This is a genomic window from Nocardia alba NBRC 108234 (assembly GCF_001612665.1).
Classification (GTDB): domain Bacteria; phylum Actinomycetota; class Actinomycetes; order Mycobacteriales; family Mycobacteriaceae; genus Nocardia; species Nocardia alba.
In genome coordinates this window covers 131,189-153,010 of sequence record NZ_BDAX01000010.1, presented here as the reverse complement: position 1 = coordinate 153,010, position 21,822 = coordinate 131,189, and the positions used below count along the sequence as shown (strand labels likewise).

The 21,822-nt window shown below is 68.7% G+C and carries 12 protein-coding genes (1 of these 12 running past the window's edge); 6 read left to right on the top strand and 6 right to left on the bottom strand.

The features are described 5' to 3' along the window. Positions 1-63 precede the first annotated feature (63 nt). A complete protein-coding gene (locus NA12_RS13265; RefSeq protein ID WP_067449626.1) occupies positions 64-666 on the top strand; it encodes an SACE_7040 family transcriptional regulator in 603 nt (200 codons plus the stop codon). On the opposite strand, the gene NA12_RS13260 is transcribed toward NA12_RS13265, so the two are convergent. From NA12_RS13260 to NA12_RS13250, 4 genes are all read right to left on the bottom strand, one after another. Then, positions 605-1,936, bottom strand: a complete 1,332-nt coding sequence (locus NA12_RS13260) for a chloride channel protein (RefSeq protein ID WP_067449625.1) — start codon at positions 1,934-1,936, stop codon at positions 605-607. The two genes, NA12_RS13265 and NA12_RS13260, sit on opposite strands and share 62 nt — an antisense overlap. Positions 1,937-2,005: 69 nt before the next feature. Continuing rightward, a complete protein-coding gene (locus tag NA12_RS34620; protein ID WP_255284080.1) occupies positions 2,006-2,140 on the bottom strand; it encodes a hypothetical protein in 135 nt (44 codons plus the stop codon). 35 nt (positions 2,141-2,175) lie between these two features. Continuing rightward, on the bottom strand, positions 2,176-2,886 hold the full coding sequence (locus tag NA12_RS13255; protein ID WP_067449757.1) for an ABC transporter ATP-binding protein: 711 nt from the start codon (positions 2,884-2,886) through the stop codon (positions 2,176-2,178). An 85-nt stretch (positions 2,887-2,971) separates the two neighbouring features. Continuing rightward, positions 2,972-4,012, bottom strand: coding sequence for an ABC transporter permease (locus NA12_RS13250; protein WP_067449624.1), 1,041 nt, complete (start codon positions 4,010-4,012; stop codon positions 2,972-2,974). A gap of 130 nt (positions 4,013-4,142) precedes the next feature. Between NA12_RS13250 and NA12_RS13245 the strand changes: the two genes are divergently transcribed. Genes NA12_RS13245 through NA12_RS13235 form a run of 3 tightly spaced genes read left to right on the top strand, consistent with a single transcriptional unit; the run spans position 4,143 to position 6,423 of the window. Next, complete coding sequence (locus tag NA12_RS13245; protein ID WP_067449755.1) at positions 4,143-5,324, top strand: ATP-binding protein; 1,182 nt, start codon at positions 4,143-4,145, stop codon at positions 5,322-5,324. Further along, a complete protein-coding gene (locus NA12_RS13240) occupies positions 5,321-5,938 on the top strand; it encodes a LuxR C-terminal-related transcriptional regulator (protein WP_056814123.1) in 618 nt (205 codons plus the stop codon). Before NA12_RS13245 ends, NA12_RS13240 begins: the two co-directional genes overlap by 4 nt. 59 nt (positions 5,939-5,997) lie before the next feature. Then, positions 5,998-6,423 (top strand): PPOX class F420-dependent oxidoreductase, encoded by a 426-nt coding sequence (locus NA12_RS13235; RefSeq protein ID WP_067449623.1) that lies wholly within the window; start codon positions 5,998-6,000, stop codon positions 6,421-6,423. Between the two features lie 11 nt (positions 6,424-6,434). On the opposite strand, the gene NA12_RS13230 is transcribed toward NA12_RS13235, so the two are convergent. Beyond that, the gene (locus NA12_RS13230) at positions 6,435-7,589 is read right to left on the bottom strand and encodes a TerD family protein (RefSeq protein WP_207905561.1); all 1,155 of its coding nucleotides are present in this window, start codon (positions 7,587-7,589) and stop codon (positions 6,435-6,437) included. Positions 7,590-7,612: 23 nt separating this feature from the next. After that, positions 7,613-8,251 (bottom strand): thioredoxin-like domain-containing protein, encoded by a 639-nt coding sequence (locus NA12_RS13225; RefSeq protein WP_067449622.1) that lies wholly within the window; start codon positions 8,249-8,251, stop codon positions 7,613-7,615. Between the two features lie 306 nt (positions 8,252-8,557). Between NA12_RS13225 and cobM the strand changes: the two genes are divergently transcribed. Continuing rightward, complete coding sequence (cobM, locus tag NA12_RS13220; protein ID WP_067449621.1) at positions 8,558-9,301, top strand: precorrin-4 C(11)-methyltransferase; 744 nt, start codon at positions 8,558-8,560, stop codon at positions 9,299-9,301. Between the two features lie 418 nt (positions 9,302-9,719). After that, a protein-coding gene (locus NA12_RS13215; protein ID WP_067449620.1) for a non-ribosomal peptide synthetase crosses the window boundary here: on the top strand, positions 9,720-21,822 show its start. It continues 32,024 nt past the right edge of the window; the window shows 12,103 of its 44,127 coding nt (coding positions 1-12,103); its start codon is at positions 9,720-9,722; the stop codon falls past the right edge of the window.

Genomic DNA, 21,822 nt, shown 5'->3' with positions numbered 1-21,822 from the left:
ATCTCCAATAACTGAAATTCAGGTTAATCTTGACTAACCAAGTTGTCCAGAGGGGCGGCCAGAATGTCGACTACCGAGCCTGTTCAGGCAACCCGCCGTGAACAGCTCAAGGCCCAGCGCCGCGAGCAATTGCTGGCCGCGGGCGCTCGCCTCATCGCCGACCGCGGTTTCTTCGGGGTGCGCCTCGACGACCTCGGCGCGGCGGTCGGCATCAGCGGTCCCGCCGTGTACCGGCACTTCGCGAACAAAGAGGCGCTGCTGGTCGAACTCCTGGTCGGCATCAGTGAGCGCCTGCTCGCGGGCGGCCGCGCCGTCGTCGACGAATCGACCTCGGCCGCGACGGCGCTGACCGCACTGGTCGACTTCCACCTCGACTTCGCCTTCGGCAACCCCGAGCTCATCCGCATTCAGGACCGCGACCTCGACAACGTCCCCGCCGATGACCGCCGGGTCCTGCGTCGAACGCAGCGCCAGTACGTGGAGATCTGGGTCGGCGTCCTGCGCGAACTGACTCCCGGGCTCCTCGAGGAAACCGCCCGCATCCAAGCCCACGCCGCCTTCGGCCTGATCAACTCCACCCCCCACAGCGCGTCGGCGGCGAGCGCTACGCGGGCCCGTCCGGTGCTGCGGCAGATGGCTTTGGCGGCGTTGTCGGCAGGACATTGATCAGGACAAAGGCCACGGCCACAGCGACGACCACCTGGGGAGTCACCGATATGCCGTCGGTACCGAGCAACAGCACGCTGAGCAGCGCTGAGGTCAACGGAAGACGCAGCATCACCACGCACATCGCGCCGATGCCCATCGCGATCGCCGGACCCATACTCATACCCGGCAGTCCGCTCATCGCGATGCCGAGAACGGCGCCGATGAAGATCGCCGGAAACACCGGTCCACCACGAAACGCACTCAACGACATCGAGTAGGCGATCGTTTTGCAGAGACCGAGCAGCAGCAGGACACCCACCGAATAGTCGGCGGCGTGGGCGACGAGTTCGGGTAGGTCGTCCTGGCCGGAGAACAACACCTGGTTGAAGCTGTTCCCGGAAATCAGTTGGTAGGCGGTGGCGGCGAGACCGATGAGCAACCCGAGCATTGTCGTCACCAGGATGCGATGGGTGTGGACGAGCGGTCGAAGTGCCAGCCCGGCCCAGCGGATCGCCCAGCCGAGGAGCGCCGCGATCCCACCCACGGCGACAGCCCAGCACATCGTGGCCACCGTTGGGTTCACCGCCGCCGGAACGGACGTCAGCGCGAGGGAGAACGTGCCGAGTCCGGTGAGACTGTCGAGTCCGACGAAGACGACGGCACCGATACCGGAGGCGAGCAGTCCCGGCACCGCGACGAGACTCAGCGTCGCGCCACCGATTCCGGCGGCTTCCATGATCAGGAACGCTGCCAGGATCGGGGAGCCGAACAGGGTGCTGATGGCGGTGAAGCTGCCCGCCGACGCCATGATCACCAGCGCCATCGCGGGCGCGTCTTTCTTCAGCAGGTGCACCGTGAGCGCTGCGAGTCCGCCGCCGATCGCGATCAGCGGGGCCTCCGGACCGAGGACGGCGCCCAGGCTGAGCGCGGCCAGTGCCGCCAGGATGATGCCCGGCAAGTCCTTGTCGACCGGCGTGCCTCCGGCGTGGAGGCCGAATGCCGGAGAGTGACCGGCGTTGCCCGGCAGATAGCGGATGGTCGCACCGGTCAGCACGCCGCAGAGCGCCAACCAGGGCAGCGGCCACCATGATGGCGTGCCACCGGAGAAGATGTCGGCCGGGAGGTCACTGAACAGGAACTGCTGGATCTTCGTGACCGCAGCCAGGAAGCCGTACGCGACCAAAGAGATCGGTATGCCGAGCGCCGCCGACAGCAGTAGCGCCACGAGGTACGGCTTGGAGCGCATGACCGCGACCGGATCGACGTCCGGGGCATGCGTATCCGCCATCACACCTCCATGACCGATTCCCCACGACAAGGAGCCAAGCCAGCTTGTCAGCCCGACTCGGTCCTGTCCTCACCCGAAGCGGGTGATGCTTCGATCTGACAGCAGCCTGCGCGCGGCGCCCGCGCGGTCCTTCCGCCAACCGTTGGGGCGCGAGCCGATGACATTGGCCGCGTCCACCACGATGAGATGCCTCGGATCGCTCATGGGCCCAGTCTGCCCGGTGGCGGAACGCCCAGGCGTCAGGCAGGCGCGGGGACGGCGACGCCGGTGAGCCGGCCGTCGGTCATGCGGTAGACCGCGTCCATGCGGTGCAGGTGGGTCGGGTCATGGGTGACCAGGATGGTGGCGGCGCGGTGCTCGCGGGCGATGGTGGTGATCAGGGCGATGATCGCGGCGCCGCGTTCGGAATCCAGCGCGCTGGTGGGTTCGTCGACCACGAGCAGGGCGGGGTCGTTCATCAGGGCTCGGGCGATGTTGACGCGCTGGCGTTGGCCGCCGGAGAGCTGGGCGGGACGTTTGTGAGCATGTTCGGTCAGCCCTACGGCTTCGAGTAATTCCATTGCGCGGGAACTGGTTTCACTACGTGATGTCCGCCTCCGGCCACCGAGGTAGGCGGTCACTTCCAGCTGCTCGACGGCGGTGAGCGACGGGATGAGATTCGGTTGCTGGAAGACGATGCCCATCGAGGTCCGGCGAGCCGTGGCGGCCGCTCGTCGGCTCAGCCCGGCCAGATTCTCAGTGGCCGATGCGGTTTCGAGCACAACCGTGCCCGAGTCGGGCCGGATCAGGGTCGCGGCGACGGCGAGCAGGCTCGACTTTCCTGAGCCGGACGCGCCGGTCACCGCGGCGATGGTGCCGCCGGGGACGTGCATGTTCACTCGGTCCAGAGCGGTGAGACGGTCGGCGCCGTCGGGGTAGGTGAGGGTGACGTCGGTGAGAGTGATTGCCACGGTGGGTCCTTCGGTTGGTCGCGCGGTGTACCGGATCGGCGGCGCGACCGAGGAATCGGTGCGGGCGACGGCCGTCATGGGTTCGTCAGCGGGTAGCGCCGAGCGCGGTCAGCGGGTCGGTGGTGAACAGGAAGCGCAGGGCGACAGCGGCGCCGGCGAGGCCGAGGACGATCAAGGCCAGCGCGGGGACCAGGGTCGTCGCGGGGCTGAGCACGAAAGGCATTGCCTCGCCCAGGAACAGCGAGGCGAGGGCGGTGATCGCGAGGCCCGCCGTGACCCCCGCGGTCAGGACGATCGCGGCTTGGGCGAGGGCATCGCGAACCAGGGAGCCGGTGGTCGCGCCGAGCGCCTTCAAGGTGGCGATGTCGGGTTGGCGCTGCACGGTCCAGACCGTGAAGAAGGCGCCGATCACCAGCGCCGAGATGGCGAACAGCAGCACGGTCATCAGCGTGAGCGAGCTGTTCTCGGCCTGGTAGGAGCCGATCGCCTGGACGGCATCTTTCGCGGGCAGCGCGTGCGTTCCGGCTTCGGCGTCGAGGCCGCCGGGGACATCGCCGGTCACCGCGAGCACGGTCGCGGCACCGGCGCGCGGGCTGGCTGCCTGCCAGTCCCGCATGCTCGTCCAGATCACAGGGGTGTGGCTGTACCACTCGTCACCGGCGACGTCGGCGACGGTGAACTCGTGGGCCGCCAGCAGCACGACGTCACCGGTACCCGCCGACAGCTCACGAGCCGCCGCCGAGCTCAGCACCACGGCGCCGGGAGCGGTAGCAGGACGATTGCTGAACGCCGACGGGTCGCCGCCGAACAACGCGACCTGCGTGGGGCTCGCGCCGGCGTGCTCGGCCCTCGTGCGTGAAATACCGATCGGGGTAGCGTCCGCCGCTGTCCACTGCGCGATCTGCTGTTCGGTGAGGACCGACGAGTCGAAGGACGGATCGGCACCGGTCTCGGCGAAGACCACCTGGTCGGCGTCGATGCCCTGGACCGCGGAGATGTTCTGGTGCGCGAGCCCGGCGGTGAGACCGCTGAGGAAGCTCACCAGCACCGCCACCAACAGCACGACGGTGGTGATGAGCAGGAAGCGGCCACGGGCGGCGCGCAGATCTCGGAGTGCGACGAACATGACTCCACTCTGTCGATCCCGTCTGCCGACGCCATCGCACCGGCGCACGAAACGCCGTCCATCCAAGGTCTGGCGGCGTTTACATCTTTCGATGGATGCCCGTGTGATTGCCGCACATAAGCTGGTCGACGTGCACCCGTCCCCTCTGACCCCGGTGGTTACCACGCTGCGCCTCGGCCTGCATGTGCTGGTGACGGTGCTGGCGGTGGTGGTCGCGGTGCGTGCGTTGCTGCCCGACGGCGGCGGTCACGGTATCGCGGTGGTCGCGCTGACGGTGGTGTGGCTGCTGGTCTATTTCGCGGGGACCGAGTTTCCTCGCTCGCGTTCGCGGACGGTTCCCGACGGGGCGGTGTGGGTGTGGCTGGCGGCGTTGACCGTGTTGTGGCTGGTCTTGCTCGCGCTCACCCCCGATGCGGTCTACCTCGCGTTCGGGCTGTTCTTCGTCTACCTGCACTTGCTGCCACGGTCGTGGGGTCTGGTCGCGGTGGTCTCGGCGACGGCGATCGGTGTGCTCGGGTTCGCGGCGCATCGTGGTTGGTCCGCGGGTGCGGTGGTGGGGCCGGTGCTCGGCGCGTTGGTGGCGATCGGGATCGGGCTCGGCTACCAGGCCCTGCATCGTGAGGCGGTCGAGCGCGAGCGGCTGATCGACGAATTGATCGGCACCAGAGCGATTCTCGCGGAACAGGAACGAACAGCGGGCAAGCTCGCCGAGCGCGAACGCCTGGCCAAGGAGATCCACGACACCGTCGCCCAGGGGCTGAGCAGCATCCAACTGCTCCTACACGCCGCCGAGCAGGCCGCACCGGATCATCCCGCGCTGGATCGTATTCGGCTCGCGCGCGAGACCGCCGCCGAAGACCTGGCCGAGACCCGAAGGCTCATCGACGAATTGTCGCCCGCCGCGCTGGACGGCCAATCGCTCGCCGAAGCGCTGGAACGTATCTGCCTTCGCGCGCAGTCGCCGAGCCTGACCACGCAACTGCTCGTCGAGGGTGAACCGGAACGACTGCCGATGCCGGTCGAGGCAGCGCTGGTGCGGATCGCGCAGAGTGCGGTGGCCAATGTGGTTCAGCACGCGCGGGCTGAGCGCATGCGGGTCACCCTCACCTACGGCGACACCGACGCACACCTGGACATCGTCGACGACGGGATCGGGATCGACCCGGATATGTTGCGCCACCCCCGATCCGGCGCGTTCGGCCTCGCCGCCATGCGCAGTCGCGTCGAGCAGCAGGGTGGTGCGATGACCGTCGAATCCGAACCCGGCCATACCGCCGTGGCAGTGTCCTTCCCGCTCGGAGCCGCCTCGTGATCCGCCTCCTCCTCGCCGACGACCACGCCATCGTCCGCGCCGGCCTTCGCGCGCTGCTCGACGCCGCCGCCGATATCACCGTTGTCGGCGATGTCGCGGATGCCGATGCGGCAGTGGCTTTTTGCGCCGCGACCCCCGTCGACCTGGTCCTCATGGACCTGCGTTTCGGCGAGGGTCGCTCCGGCGCCTCCGCCACCGCCGACCTGCGCGCCCTCCCGACCCCGCCGAACGTCCTCGTCGTCACCAATTACGACACCGACGCCGACATCCTCGGCGCCATCGAAGCAGGCGCCGTCGGCTACCTCCTCAAGGACACCCCACCCACCGAACTCCTCGCCGCCGTCCGCGCCGCCGCCGCGGGCGAAAGCGTTCTCTCCCCAACCGTCGCCTCCCGCCTGATGACCAGAGTCCGCCGAGCCGACACCACCCTCAGCCCCCGCGAAGTAGAAGTCCTGCGCCTGGTCGCGGCGGGCCTGTCCAACCGCGACATCGCCAAACAACTGTTCCTCAGCGAGACCACAGTGAAGTCCCACCTCGTCCACATCTACGCCAAACTGGGCGTCAAGTCCCGAACCTCCGCCGTCGCGACGGCTAGACAAAGCGGTGCGATCTGACCGTAGACATGCGCTTTCGCCTTCGCCGTCACCTCCGGCATTGCGTTTACCCTGAGTGCATGGCCTCTCTGTCGGATCCCAAGGTGCTCGAATTTCTCTCCTACGGAACGCGAACGGGCAAGGTGGCGTTCGCGGCGGCGGATGGGCGTCCGTTGGTGACGCCGGTGTGGTTCATCGTCGAAGGTGACGAGCTGGTTTTCAATACCGGCAAGAATTCGGCCAAGGGGCGGGCTTTCGCGCGTGATCCTCGCGTCGCGGTGTGCGTCGATCTCGAGGAGCCGCCGTATGGGCTGGTCGAGGTGCAGGGGACGGTCACGCTGTCCGAAGACCTCGATGAGCTGGTACGGACGGCTACCGACATTGCCGCCCGGTACATGGGGCCGGACAAGGCGGAGGAGTTCGGTAAGCGCAATGGGGTGGCCGGTGAGCTCGTGGTCCGGGTGCGGCCGACCAAGATCATCGCGCAGTTCGATATGACCGGATAGACCTTCGCTGACTAGCGACTCGACAGCACGAACTGTTTGCCCGGATCGACCATTTTCCGCACGGTCGCGCCTTTCGAGTATTCGCCGAGGGCCGTCATGTTCCATCCGTGCGCGGCGCGGGTGAGCATCGCCAGGAACACCCCCGTGGTCGGTTCGCCCTTCGACAGTTCGAAACGCACCAACTCGGTGCCGGTGTGTTCGTCGAGTAGACGGCAATGCGCGCGGCCGACCTGATCGAACTTGTGGCCCGCGAAGGAGTTCACCGTGAACAGCAGGGCGTGGACCTGCGGCGGCAGCGCGGTGAGGTCGACGGTGATGACCTCGTCGTCGCCGTCACCCTCGCCGGTCAGGTTGTCGCCGGAGTGGGTGATGGCGCCGTCGAAGGCCTCCCGTCGCAGGAACCACACGTTGGTCAGTTTCTTCGCCCGGTCGTCGTAGGCGATGACAGAGGCATCGAGGTCGACCCTGCTGCCGTGTGTGGCAGGGTCCCAGCCCAACCCCATCCGCACCCGCGTGAGCGGCGGCGCGCCCTGCTTGGTGAGCGATACCGTCTCGTTCTTGCGCAGCGTGACGTGGCCCTTGGACAGGTCGACCGTCGGTCGCCCGAATTGCGGCGGATCGGCGGGGGTCGCCGGAGGTGGCGTCGGAAGTTGTTGCGCGGCTGATGGGGTCGGCTCATCGTCGACGGTGATGCCGAAATCACCTGCGATTCCCGCTAAACCCTGCGCGTACCCCTGACCGACAGCGCGGACCTTCCACCCGCCATCACGCCGGTAGATCTCACATGCGATCAGCGCGGTCTCCGGTCCGAGTCCGGTCGGGCTGAAAGTAGCCAGCAGTGCGTCGGTCACCGCGTCGGTCACCGCGATCCGGATCGGTCCGGCCTGGCCCCAGTCGGTCGGTCCGGTCCCGTCGAGACTGGTGGTGAGAACGATCTTTTCGATATCGAGGGGGACCGAGCCGAAGGCGACTCGAATCGCGTCGGGCGTGACGACCTCGACACCGGGTGCGACCGGTTGGTTGTAGAACACGAAATCGCTGTCGGAGCGCACTTTCCCGGCAGTGGTGAGCAGCAATGCGGCGATATCCACCGGTGTCGCGGCGGTGACCGTCACCCGCACCTCGCTCGCGCGGATCGGTGTGTTCGCACCCTTGGTCAACTCCATGGTCGTCCTCCGTTCCCGTCCGGCTACCGGATACCCGACATCGGGACCGCGTCCGGGCCCGGCGGGGTCGGGTCGTAGGGCGGGGGATCGGCGCGGTCGAAGAGCGGGGACGAACAGGTCGCGCCGACTTCCGGGGTGGTGTAGGGGTTTTCGCGCAGTGCGACGATGAACTGGTCGATGCGTTCGTCGGTGGCGGAGTCGACGGTGAGCTGGTGGCCCCACGACTGCAGCGAGATCGGGTGCGACATGCCGGGAATGGGCGACATCAGGGTGTATTGGCGGTCGGTGACCCTGGCGCTCAGCGCCGCCTGATCCTTCGCGCTCACCTTCGCGGGGTCGTAGGCGATCCACACCGCGCCGTGTTCGAGCGCGTGGACCGCGTTCTCGGTGCGTAGGGCCTTCGGATAGACGACGCCGGTGCAGGCCGCCCACTGGGCATCGTGTGGTCCGCCCACCGGGGGAATCGAGGGGTAGGCGACCCGTTGGTTCGGGCGCACGTGCTGCTGTCCCGGCGCGATCTCGGTGACGACGATGCCACGAATCCCGAGCGAGGGGTCACGGTTGTCCGAGGACGGCGCGAAGCTGTCCGCGGTGGCGGTGGCCTGACCGACCACCTTCTCGCCCGTGCACCCGGCCGCCAGCGTCGCGGCCGCGATCACCACCGCGCAAGTCCTCGCACCGCGCAGCCCACCCGACCTACTCGAAATCCGCATCGCGGACCCCCGCTTCCTCGTCGCCGCCATCCGATACAGAACCTACTTGGCCGCGCCGCTGTGGCCACAACCAGCCGGGCCTCGTTCGATGCGAACGCGGCGGGGCTGTGACGGGCTGATACCGACATGCCGACCCGACCCGACCCGACCGGGCGTAGCCCTGCCTGCGCGGACCGCTGGCGCGGAGTTGCTCCGGTCGTCGGACAAGCGGCAGGCGCGAAATCACGCAACGACGCCGTCCTTACACTCCTGTGCATGACTGTGCATTTCATCGGGGCGGGCCCCGGCGCTGCCGACCTGCTCACGGTGCGAGCGGTCAACCTTTTGCGCGGCAGCCAGGTCTGTCTGTACGCGGGCACCTATCTCGACCCGGAGGTCCTCGCCCACTGCGCGCCCGACACCGAACTGATCGACACACAGCACCTGGACCTGGACCAGATCACCGACCACCTCGTGCGCGCGACGGCGGCGGGCAAGGAGGTGGCCCGGCTGTGCTCGGGCGATCCCTCCCTCTATTCGGCTCTCACCGAGCAGACCCGCAGGCTCGACGCCCACCGGGTGGCGTGGGACATCACCCCGGGCGTCCCGGCCTACGCGGCCGCGGCCGCCGTCCTCGGCACCGAACTGACGGTTCCCGAGGTGGTCCAGTCGGTGGTTCTCACCCGCACCCAGGCCCGCTCCACCGCGATGCCGCAGGGTGAGGCACTGGCGAACTTCGCCGCCACCGGCGCGACGCTGGTCCTGCATCTCGCGATCACCCGGATCGCGGTGCTGGCGCACGAGCTGGTCGCCGAGTACGGCGCCGACTGTCCGGTCGCTGTCGTCTATCGCGCCAGCCAGCCCGAACAACTCGTCCTGCGTGGCACCCTGTCCGACATCGCCGACCAGGTGGCGGCGGCCGGTTTGCGTCAAGCCGCGGTGATCCTGGTCGGCCGCGCGCTGGCCACGTCCATCGACTGTGCCCAGTCGCACCTCTACGACCCGGCGAGGACCCGCTGACGCCTGCTCCGGCACAGCAGACCGATCGGTGTGATCCATCACTCAGTTGCCGTGGTGCGCGGGTCGTCCGGTGGGGGATGTGAGAACGCGGACAAGCGCCATTCGACGGGCATCGGGGGCCGTACCTGCGTCGATGTGCTACGGCTATGGAGGTGGTTGGTTGCGAGGCGAGCGCACCGGTAGATTGGTGCGATGGTTTGCGACGAGTAGACCGGCGCGGGCGGCCGGGCGGTCAGGTGCATGGTCTCGGCTGTGTAACGAGACCCGCCTGGGCGACAGATAGTGCCAATGGACATTTTTGCCTGATTGATTCGAGAACTGAACCCGAGACGCGGGCGCCACGCTTATTCAGGTGGGCGCTCGCGTTCCGGTGTCGTCGGGGAGCGCCTGACCGGGTGTTCCGGAAGCGAGGTTTGGGTTGGACCGGCTGGATTTCGGCGGAAACGGCGAAACTGGTGACGGACGTGGAGGCTCCTCGGAGTACTTCCCGCTCTCGCCCGCACAGCTGGGTATCTGGTACGCGCAGCATGTCGACCCGCTGGTGCCGATCAATATCGCCCAGTACGTCGACCTGCGTGGACGCCTCGATGTCGCCGTGCTCGAGCGCGCGAGCGCCGACGCGGCCACCGACCTCGAATCGGGCTGGCTGCGCATCGTCGAGGTCGACGGTGAGCCGATGCAGACCGTCGATCCCACTCAGGACGCGACGCTGATCCATGTCGATCTGCGTGGCGAGGCCGACCCCGAAGCGGCCGCCGCCGCGTGGATGCGCGCGGAGTACAGCCGCCCGCTCGACATCGTCGCCGACCGCCTCGTCCAGGCCGCCGCGATCCAGCTCAGCGATGAGCGCTGGTACTGGTATGCCCGCGTCCACCACATCGTGCTCGACGGTTTCGGCGCCAACAACTTCGTCAATCGCACCGCCGAGTACTACACCGCGGCGGTGACCGGCGAACCGATCTCGCCGAACAAAGCCACCGATCTGCGCGCGCTCTACGAGTCCGAGCTCGTCTACCGCGACAGCTCTCGTTTCCGCTCCGACAAAGAGCACTGGGCCCAGCGCGTGGCGGGTCTGGAGGAAGGCAGCAGCCTCACCGGCCGCTCGGCCCCGCCCTCGCCGGTCAACGACGTCACCAGCGCGGCGCTGAGCCCGGCCCAGGACGAGCTGCTCACCGCGGCGATCGCCCGCCACGACAGCACCGCGGCACCGCTGCTGATCGCGGGTTTCGCGGCGTATCTGGCCCAGATCACCGGCACCTCCGATGTCATCCTCAGTCTGCCGGTGACCGCCCGAACCACCGCGGTGATGCGCCGCTCGGGCGGCGCGACCTCGAACATCGTCCCGCTGCGCCTGCGCGTCGATCACGACACCACGGTCGCGCAGCTGCTGCGTTCGGTGACCACCGAGGTCTCCGGCGCCCTGCGTCACCAGCGTTACCGGCACGAGGACATCCGCCGTGATTCGGCGGGCGATGGCATGGTCTCCACGGAGTTCTTCGGTCCGTGGGTCAACATCATGCTGTTCGACAACCACCTGAGCTTCGGTGACATGGAGGGCACGCTCAACGTGCTGTCCACGGGCAGCATCGAGGATCTGGGCGTCAACTTCTATCAGTCGCACGGTGGCACCCGCTCCCACATCGACTTCGAGACCAACCCGAACCTGTACTCGGCCGCCGACGCGCGGACCCATCACGGGCGGTTCCTGGAGTTCTTCGACCGGTTCCTGGCCGCCGACGCCGACCTGCCGGTGTGGAGTCTGCCGGTCACCGGCACGGCGGAGCTGCAACGCTCGCTCACCGAGTGGAACGACGCGGCACACGAGGTCCCCGCGACCACCCTGCCCGCGCTGCTCGACGCGCAGATCCCGCTGACCCCGGACAGCATCGCCCTCGATTTCGAGGGCCAGACCCTCACCTACGCGGAGTTCGGTGCGAAGGTCAACCGCCTGGCCCGCTTCCTCATCGCCGACGGTGTGGGCCCGGAATCGCTCGTCGCACTGGGTATGCGCCGCTCGCTCGACCTCGTCGTCGGCATGCACGCCGTGTTGCGGGCCGGTGGCGCGTACGTGCCGATCGACCCGGATCATCCGGCCGACCGCACCGCCTACATCCTCGAGTCCGCGGCACCGGTCTGTGTCCTGACCACCACCGGCGACGACCTCGATCTGCCCGACACCGTCGCCCGCGTCGAGATCGATCGACTCGACACGACCGGTTTCGACGCCACACCTCTCACCGATGCAGACCGCCTGTCCCCGCTGCGCCCGGACAACACGGCCTACGTCATCTACACCTCGGGTTCCACCGGTCGCCCCAAGGGCGTCGCGGTGACCCACCACGCGATCGTCAACCAAGAGCTGTGGATGCTCGACGAGTACCGGTTGACCGCCGCCGACGTGTACCTGCAGAAGACCGCCACCACCTTCGACGTGTCGCTGTGGGGCTACTTCCTCCCGCTGATGGTCGGCGCGAAGCTGGTCGTCGCGAGCCCCGACGGCCACCGCGACCCGCTCTATGTCGCCGACATGATCGAACGTCACGGCGTGACCGTGACCGACTTCGTTCCGTCGATGCTCACGGTCTTCGTCTCCCATGCCACCCGGGCCCAATGTGCCTCGCTGCGCGCGGTTTTCGTCATCGGTGAAGCGCTGCCCCCGGAAACCGCCGCTGGTCTGCGCGCGATCTCCGACGCCGGCCTGCACAACCTGTACGGCCCGACCGAGGCCGCGGTCTCGGTCACCTACTGGGAGGCCACCGAAGCCGACACCACGCAGGTGCCGATCGGTATCCCCGAGTGGAATGTCGAAGTCTACGTACTGGATTCGCGGTTGCGTCCGGCCGCGATCGGCGCACCGGGTGAACTGTATCTGGCCGGTCGGCAGCTGGCCCGCTGCTACCGAGGCCGCCCCGATCTGACCTCGGATCGCTTCGTCGCCAACCCGGTCGGCGCCCCTGGTGAGCGGATGTATCGCACCGGTGACCTGGTGCGCTGGAACGCCGAGGGCGTGCTGGAGTACATCGGCCGCACCGACTTCCAGGTGAAGTTCCGTGGTCAGCGCATCGAGCTCGGCGAGATCGAGACCGACCTGCTCGCGCACCCGACCGTCAGCCAGGCCGCGGTGCTCGTGGTCGACACCGCGACCGGTCAGCAGCTCGTGGCCTACGTCGTGCCCGCGCCCGGCCAGTCCGCCGATCCGGCGACACTCACCCGTTTCGTGTCCGAGAAGCTGCCCGCCTACATGGTGCCCGCGTCGATCATGGTGCTCGACGCGTTCCCGCTCAACACCTCGGGCAAGCTGGACCGCAAGGCGCTGCCCGAACCCGTCTTCACCGCTGCCGCGGGCGATTTCCGCGCACCGCGCACCCCGGCCGAGCAGATCGTGGCCGGCATCTTCGGCGACGTGCTGAGCCAGGAACGGGTCGGCGCCGACGACAACTTCTTCGAACTCGGCGGCAACTCCCTGGTCGCCACCCAGGTCGTCGCCCGGATCGGCGCGGCCTTCGGTATCCAGCTCGGTGTGCGCGCGCTGTTCGAGACCCCGACCGTGGCCGGACTCGCCGCGCGGGTCGAATCCGTCACGCCCGCCGACGTTTCCGCCGCGCGACCGCCGCTGGTCGCGCAGCCGCATCCGGAACAGGTGCCGCTGTCGCTGGCCCAGCAGCGGATGTGGTTCATCAACCAGTTCGACCCCACCGCGCCCACCTACAACCTGCCCTTCGTGGTGCAGATGAAGGGTCGCGTCGATGTCGACGCCCTGATCGCGGCGCTCAATGATGTTGTGGTGCGCCAGGAATCGCTGCGCACGATCTTCCCCGATGCCGACGGCGGCTATCAGCGGGTACTCGGCGCCGACGAATTCGACCTCGGCATCGCGGTGACTCCGATCGACCAGTCGCGCCTGCGCGAGGAACTGATCGACTTCGCCTCCACCGGTTTCGACGTCACGCTGGAACTGCCGATCCGCGTGCAGATCTTCAAGGTGGTCGGCGCATCGGCCGAGTCCAACGGCGCGGGCGCACCGGAATACGCGGTCGCCTTCGTGGTGCACCACATCGCGGCCGACGGCTTCTCCTTCGGCCCGCTGGCGCGCGATGTCGCCACCGCCTACCTGGCTCGCGCCGCGGGCCAGGCCCCGGCCTGGGTGCCGCTGCCGGTCCAGTACCGCGATTACACGCTGTGGCAGCACGAATTGCTCGGCGCCGAAGCCGATCCGACCTCGATGGCGGCGCGTCAGCTCGACTACTGGCGCAGCGCCCTCGAGGGCCTGCCCGACCAGCTCGATCTGCCCAGCGACCGCCCGCGCCCGCAGCAGCAGAGCTTCCGCGGCGCGCGCGTCGGGTTCGAGATCGATGCCGATACCCACGAACAGCTCGCCGCCGTGGCCCGGGCCAACGGCGTCACCCTGTTCATGGTGGTGCACGCCTCCCTCGCGGTGCTGCTCGCGCGTCTGTCCGGCACCACCGACATCGCCGTCGGCACCCCCATCGCCGGTCGTGGCGAGCAGGCCCTCGATGACCTGATCGGCATGTTCGTCAACACCCTGGTGCTGCGTTCCGACGTCGATCCCACCCAGCCGTTCACCGAATTCCTCACCCGCACCCGCGAAACCGATCTCAGCGCGTTCGCCAACGCGGATGTGCCGTTCGAGCGGCTCGTCGACGTGCTCAACCCGTCGCGTTCGCAGGCGCGCCATCCGCTGTTCCAGGTGGTGCTGTCGTTCCAGGAGATGTCGCACGGCACCCTGGAGCTGCCCGATCTCACGGTCACGGCCGACGAGGTCGAGGTCGACATGGCCAAGTTCGACCTGCAGTGGACCCTCACCGAGGAACACACCGGCACCGGCTCGCTCTCGGGCATGACCGGCGTGCTCACCTATGCCATCGACCTGTTCGATCAGTCGACCGTCGAAGAGCTGCTGCTGCGCTGGCGCCGCGTGCTCGACGCGATCCTGGCCGACCCGGCGGTCACCGTCGGCGCGATCGACGTGCTCGACGCCGCCGAACGCGCCGACCTGGTCGCCCGTTTCGGCGCACCCGCCGCGGTGGCGCGCACCCTGCCACAGCTGATCGCCCAGGCCGTGCGCGACCCCGAGGCGACCGCCGTGGTGTTCGAGGGCACCTCGGTCTCCTACGGCGAACTCGATCGTCGCTCGAACCAGTTGGCGCGCTTGCTGATCCAGCAGGGCCTCGGGGCGGAGGACTTCGTCGCCGTCGCCGTGCCGCGTTCGCTGGAGTCGGTGCTCGCGGTGTGGTCGGTCGCCAAGACCGGTGCCGCGTTCGTGCCCGTCGACCCGAACTATCCCGCCGACCGCATCGCCCACATGATCGCCGATGCCGGTGTGTCCGTGGGTATCACGGTCACCGGCGAAGCCGATGAGCTGCCCGACGCGGTGAGCTGGGTGGTGGTCGACGACATCGACCTCACCGGCATCTCCGCTGCCCCGCTGGCCCCGGGCGAACTTCTGCGCCAGACCGATCCCGCCCAGCCCGCGTACTTGATCTACACCTCCGGTTCCACCGGTGTGCCCAAGGGCGTCGTGGTCACCCATGCCTCCGTCGCGAACTTCTGTGCCGAGCAGATCGACCTCTACTCTCTCGACTCCAGCACGCGCGCACTGCATTTCGCCTCGCCCTCGTTCGACGCGTCGGTGCTGGAAATGCTGCTCGCGATCGGTCGCGGCGGCACGCTCGTCGTCGTCCCGCCGGGCGTGTACGGCGGCGAGGAACTGCGCGACATCCTCATCACCGAACAGGTCACCCACGCGTTCGTGACCCCGGCCGCGCTGGCCACCTTCGATGCCCGCGGCCTCGATCACCTGCGGGTGCTCGCCGCCGGTGGCGAAGCGGTGCCGCCGGAACTGGTCGCCAAGTGGGCGGTGCGCCTGCCCGACGGCTCGCGCCGCATGCTGGGCAATGTCTACGGCCCCACCGAGACCACCATCGCGTCCAACCTCAGCGAAGGGCTGATCCCGGGGGAGCGGGTCGTCATCGGCGGCCCCATCCGCGGCGTGCACACCCTGATCCTGGACGACCGGCTGCGCCCCGTGCCGGTGGGTGTCGCGGGTGAGCTCTACATCGGCGGTGCCGGCATGGCACGCGGCTACCACGCGCGCGCTTCGCTGACCGCCGACCGGTTCGTCGCCAATCCGTACGCCCCCGGTGCGCGGATGTACCGCACCGGCGACGTGGTGCGCTGGACCGCTGATCGCAATGTGGAGTACGTCGGCCGCTCCGACTTCCAGGTGAAGGTCCGCGGTTTCCGGATCGAACTCGGCGAGATCGACTCCGCGCTGGCCTCGCACGACACCGTCGACTTCGCGGTCAGCATCGGCCACAAGAACAAGGGCGGCAGCACCTCGCTGGTGTCCTATGTCGTCGCGGTGCCGGGCGGTTCGATCGATATCGCCGAGTTGACCGACCATGTCGGGCAGCGCCTGCCCGCGTACATGGTGCCCTCCTCGATCATGGTGCTCGCCGCGATCCCGCTGACCGTCAACGGCAAGCTCGACCGTCGCGCGCTGCCCGCGCCGGTGTTCGAGGTGCGCGAGTTCCGGGCGCCGACCACCCCGATCGAGCAGATCGTCGCGCAGGTCTTCGCCGATGTGCTCGAGCTGGGCCGGGTCGGTGTCGAGGACGACTTCTTCGAACTGGGCGGCAACTCGCTGATCGCCACCCAGGTCGCCTCCCGCATCGGCATCGCCCTCGACACCCGCGTCCCGGTTCGCATGCTGTTCGAGGCCCCCACGGTGGCGGCGCTGGCCGCCCGCGTGGAGTCCCAGGCCGGTGACGGCGCGCGCAAGGCGCTGGTCGCCCGCGAGCGCCCCGACCGGGTGCCGCTCTCGCTCGCGCAGCAGCGCATGTGGTTCCTCAACCGCTTCGATACCGCGTCGGCGGTCAACAACATCCCCGTCGCGATCCGGCTCTCCGGCGACCTCGACGTGGCCGCCCTGCAGGTGGCGGTCATCGACGTGATCGACCGGCACGAGTCCCTGCGTACCGTGTTCCCCGACTCCGGCACCGGCCCCGTGCAGGTGGTCCTCGACGCCGCGCAGATCGTGCCCGACCTCACGCCCTACCGGGTGACCGAGGACAACCTCATCGATCATCTGATCGACCTGGCGTCGATGGCGTTCGACGTGACCAGCGAAGTGCCGCTGCACGCGCGGCTCTTCGAGGTCTCGGAATCCGAGTACGTGCTCGGCATGGTGGTGCACCACATCTCCGCCGACGGTTGGTCGATGGCACCGCTCTCGCGCGATGTGATCGTGGCGTACGCGGCTCGCACCTCGTGGGAGGCGCCGACCTGGGCCGAATTGCCGGTCCAGTACGCCGATTACTCGCTCTGGCAGCGTGAGGTCCTCGGCTCCGAGGACGACCCGCAGTCGTTGATCTCCTCCGAGATCGCCTACTGGACGAAAGAACTCGCCGACCTGCCCGACGAGCTGGTCCTGCCTGCCGATCACCCGCGTCCGCCCGCCGCGTCCTACCGGGGCGGCACGTACAGCTTCATCATCCCGAGCGAAACCCAGCGCGCCCTGGTCGAATTGGGCCGCCGCTACAACGCCTCGCTGTTCATGGTCATGCACAGCGCGCTCGCGGTGCTGCTGGCCCGGGCCAGCGGCAGCGACGACATCGCGATCGGTACCCCGGTCGCCGGCCGTGGTGACCAGGCGCTCGACGATCTGGTCGGCATGTTCGTCAACACCCTGGTGCTGCGCTCGCGGGTCGAGGGCGCCACTTCGTTCGCCACCCTGCTCGCCCAGGCCCGCGAGACCGACCTGCAGGCCTTCGCGCACGCCGATGTGCCGTTCGAGCGCTTGGTCGAGGTGCTCAACCCGGCCCGTTCGCAGGCCCGTCACCCACTGTTCCAGGTGATGCTGTCGTTCCAGAACAACAAGCAGGCCTCACTGCAGCTGCCCGGCCTCGCGGTGAGCGGTATCGACTACGACCCGCAGCTGGCCAAGTTCGACCTGCAGCTCTCACTCACCGAGGTCCAGGACACCGACGGTGACGTCGGCGGCATGGCGGCCGAGTTCTCGTACGCGCTCGATCTCTTCGACGAATCGACGGTCGCCGCGTTCGCTCGCAGGCTCGACAACATCTTCGCCGCGGTCGTCGCCGACCCCGAGGTCTGCGTCGGCGATATCGATCTGCTCACGCCCGAGGAGCACGCGCAGGTCCTCGTCGACTGGAACGACACCGCGCGCGCGGTGCCGCACGCGACCCTGATGTCGCTGTTCGACGCGCAGGTGGAGCGGACCCCGGACGCGCTCGCCCTGGTCTTCGAGCAGGAAGAACTGTCCTACCGTGAGCTGCAGGAGCGGGCCAACCGCATCGCCCGCCGCTTGATCGGCGACGGTGTCGGCCCCGGTGACCATGTGGCACTGGCGATTCGGCGCTCCACCGAGTTGGTCGTGGCGATGTACGCGGTGCTGCAGACCGGCGCGGCCTACGTGCCGCTCGACCCGGATCAGCCCGCCGACCGCATCGGCCACATCATCGAGACCGCGAAGCCGCGACTGGTGCTCACCAGCCGACGTGACGCGTTCGAGGCCGACGGCGTCACCGTGCACGCGGTCGAGAACATCTTCTCGCCCGCCGATTTCAGCGGCGCGCCGATCACCGATGCCGAACGCGTGCAACCGATTCGGGCCACCAACACCGCCTACGTGATCTTCACGTCCGGCTCGACCGGTCGTCCCAAGGGCGTCGCGGTCGATCACGCGGCGATCGTCAACCGTCTGCTGTGGATGCAGCACGAGTACCCGATCGACGCCGCCGACGCGGTCCTGCAGAAGACACCGGCCACCTTCGACGTGTCGGTGTGGGAGTTCTTCTGGCCCTTGCAGACCGGTGCCCGGCTGGTCGTCGCCAAGCCCGACGGTCACCGCGACCCGGTGTACCTGGCCCAGATCATCGCCGAACGCGGCATCACCACCGCGCACTTCGTGCCCTCGATGCTGTCGGTGTTCGTCTCGACGCTGGGTACCAACGGCAACGGGCATGCGGTGCGCCTGCGTCAGGTGTTCGCCTCCGGTGAGGCGCTGCCCGCGCCCACCGCGCAGCGCCTGCGCGAGCTCACCGGCGCCCGTCTGCACAACCTGTACGGTCCCACCGAGGCCGCGGTCGACGTCACCTATCACGAGGTCGTCGACGCCGACGTGGAGTCGGTGCCGATCGGGCGCCCGGTGTGGAACACCAGGGTGTTCGTGCTGGACGCGCGTCTGCGCCCCGTGGCTCCCGGTGTCGCGGGAGAGCTCTATCTCGCGGGCGATCAGCTGGCCGTGGGCTATCTCAACCGGGCCGACCTCACCGCTGACCGCTTCGTGGCCAATCCGTACGGCGCGGCGGGCTCGCGCATGTACCGCACCGGCGACCTCGTCACCTGGACCGGTGTGTCCGGCGAGAACGGGCTGACCTACGGCGAATTGAACTACCTGGGCCGCACCGACTTCCAGGTGAAGCTGCGCGGCCTGCGTATCGAACTCGGTGAGATCGAGGCGACGCTGCTGGCGCAGCCGGGTGTCGCGCAGTCGGTCGTCGTCGTGCGCTCCGATTCGCACGCCGGTGATCAACTCGTGGGTTACCTGGTGCCGGAGGCGGGGACGGCGCTGGACGTGTCCGCGGTGAAGGCGGGCATCACCGCCGAACTGCCCACCTACATGGTGCCCTCGGCCCTGGTCGTGCTGGATGCCTTCCCGCTCAACGCCTCCGGCAAGCTCGACCGTAAGGCGTTGCCCGCGCCCGTGTTCGAGGCGAAGGTGTTCCGTGCGCCCTCGACCCCGATCGAGGAGATCGTCGCCGAGATCTTCGCCGACCTGCTCGGCGCCGAACGCGTCGGCGTGGACGACGACTTCTTCGCCCTCGGCGGCAACTCGCTCGTCGCCACCCAGGTCGCGGCGCGCCTGAGCGCCGCGCTCGATGCCGAGGTCGGCGTGCGAACCCTGTTCGAGGCGCCCACCGTCGGTGCGTTGGCCGCCCGGGTGGAATCGCACGCGGGCACCGGTCTGCGTGCCGAGCTCACCACCCGTCAGCGCCCCGAGCACCCGCCGCTGTCGCTCGCGCAGCAGCGCATGTGGTTCCTGAACCGCTTCGACGTCGCCGACACCGGCACCTACAACATCCCGGTCGCGGTCCGCCTGCAGGGTCTGCTCGACCTGCCCGCGCTGCGCGGCGCGGTCGCCGACGTGGTCGCCCGCCACGAGACACTGCGCACGGTCTACCCCGTGTACGTCGCCCCGGAATCCGGCCGCGCGACGATGGCCGACGGCAGCGCGTACCAAAAGGTCCTCGCCGCGGCGGGTTCCATCCCCGAAGTGGAGCTGATCGAGGCCGTATCCGATTTCGGGGCGTCCGAGGGCCCTACGTGGTCACGCTCCGCTACCGCCTCTCGCCCCGGCGAAACCGACCTGGCGACCTCGCTCTACGAGTTCGCCCGCCGCGGTTTCGATGTCACCGCGAACGCACCCGTGCGCCTGCGGGTCTACGAACTCGGCGAGCGCGAACACGTGCTGGTGATGGTGGTCCACCACATCGCCGCCGACGGTTTCTCGCTGCGTCCGCTGGTGCGCGACCTGATGACCGCCTACGTGGCCCGCACCGCGAACACCGAACCCGGCTGGCCGCCCCTCGACATCCAGTACGTCGACTACGCGCTGTGGCAGCGCGAGATCCTCGGCGACGAAACCGATCCCACCTCGCTGATCTCCGAGCAGCTCGAGCACTGGCGCGGCGCGCTCGCCGACCTGCCCGACGAACTCCGCCTCGCCCACCGGGCGCGGCCCGCCCAGGCCAGCTACCAGGCGGGCACCCACCGCTTCGAGGTGCCGGGCGAGCTCGTCGAGGCCCTCAACCGGGTCGCCCACGAGCACCGCACCACGCTGTTCATGGTGGTGCACAGCGCTTTCGCCGTCCTGCTCGCGCGCCTGTCCGGCACCGCCGATATCGCCATCGGCACCCCGGTCGCAGGCCGTGGTCAGCAGGCGCTCGACGACCTGGTCGGCATGTTCGTCAACACCCTGGTGTTGCGTGCGCAGGTCGAGCCGGGCGCCACCTTCGCCGAGTTGCTCGGTCAGGTCCGCGAGCACGATCTGGCTGCCTTCGCGCACGCCGACGTGCCGTTCGAGCGGCTCGTCGAGGTGCTCAACCCGGCGCGCTCGCAGTCGCGCCACCCGCTGTTCCAGGTGATGCTCTCCTTCCAGAACCTGGGCCGCACCACCCTGGAACTGCCGGGCCTCACGGTCTCCGAGCTCGGCATCGACCAGCACATGGCCAAGTTCGATCTGCAGCTCGCGCTCAGCGAGGTCCCCGCCGACGACGACAGCCACATGGATGCCGAACTCGTCTACGCGACAGACCTTTTCGATGCGGGATTCGCGGCGAACTTCGGTGCCCGCCTGTTGCGCGTGCTCGCCGCCGTCGTGGCCGATCCCTCGGCCCCCGTCGGCGATATCGAACTGCTCGACTCCGCCGAGCGCGCCCTGGTGCTCGATCACTGGAACGACACCGAATTCGCCGTCGACGCCGCGCTGAGCACGCCCAGCGACGACGAACCGGCCACGCTGCACGCGCTGTTCGAGGCGCAGGTCGCGCGGACTCCCGACGCGGTCGCGCTCACGTTCGAGGGGACGAGTCTGTCCTACGCCGAGTTCGCGGTGCGAGTCCGTCAGCTGGCGCGCTGGCTCAAGGACGCCGGCGTCGGCCCGGAATCGTATGTGGCACTGGGCATGCGGCGCTCGATCGACCTGCTGGTCGGTATGTACGCCGTGTCCGCCGCCGGTGGCGCGTACGTGCCGCTCGACCCCGATCACCCGGCCGAGCGCATCGAGCACATCCTCGAGACCGCGACACCGGTCTGCGTGCTCACCTCCGGCGAGAGTCTGCCCGCGGCCGCTGGTCGCGAGGTGCGCATCGACCAGCTCGACCTGTCCGGCCACAGCGCCGAACCGGTCACCGACGCCGACCGGCACCGCCCGCTGCGCTCGGACAACACCGCCTACGTCATCTTCACCTCGGGCTCGACCGGTCGCCCCAAGGGCGTCGCGGTGAGCCACGCCGCGATCATCAACCGCCTGGTGTGGATGCACGCCGCGTACGGTCTGGCCGCCGACGACGTGGTGCTGCAGAAGACCCCGGCCACCTTCGACGTGTCGGTGTGGGAGTTCTTCTGGCCCTTGCAGGTCGGTGCGCGCCTGGTGATCGCCAAGCCGGACGGGCATCGCGACCCGGCCTACCTGGCCCGCCTGATCACGGCCGAACACATCACCACGGTGCACTTCGTGCCGTCGATGATGGCCGTGTTCGTCACCGAACCGCTGGCCGCCGAGTGTGTCTCGCTGCGCAATGTCTTCGCGTCCGGCGAAGGACTGCCCGCGCCGACCGCGCAGCGTCTGCGCGCATTGACCGGCGCCGCGCTGCACAACCTCTACGGACCCACCGAAGCCGCGGTCGACGTGACCTATCACGAGGTCACCGACGCCGACACCGAGACGGTGCCGATCGGTGCCCCGGTGTTCAATA